We start from the raw sequence: 321 nt of genomic DNA, 5'->3' as shown, positions 1-321 counted from the left end.
CCGGGCAGGAAGGGGAACTTGGCCCAGATCTCGCGATCGAGCACGCCGGCGGCGCGCTTGGCCTGCTCGATGCGCTCGGCCGGGATTTCGACGAACAGGTCTTCGGCGCGGATGCGGCCGGTCACTTCGTCCTCCAGCCGCGACAGCAGCTGACGCAGGATACGGAAGCTCGAAGGCACCACGCCCGAGGCATCGCCCGAGTGCACGCCTTCCTCCAGCACGCTGACCTTCAGGTTGCCGCCAGCGAGGCCGCGCAGCGAGGTGGTGCACCACAGCTGCTCGTAGTTGCCGCAGCCGGAGTCGAGGCAGACCACCAGCGAG

Annotated in this window: 1 protein-coding gene; it reads right to left on the bottom strand. The window is 68.8% G+C overall.

The window, feature by feature from the left end; genetic code table 11:
- On the bottom strand, positions 1-321 hold a 321-nt coding region (locus FLQ44_RS20005; RefSeq protein ID WP_147695771.1), incomplete at both ends, for a peptidase dimerization domain-containing protein.

The sequence above is a fragment of the Vogesella mureinivorans genome (assembly GCF_007644035.1).
Lineage (GTDB): Bacteria > Pseudomonadota > Gammaproteobacteria > Burkholderiales > Chromobacteriaceae > Vogesella > Vogesella mureinivorans.
This window is presented reverse-complemented; position numbering and strand designations above follow the sequence as displayed.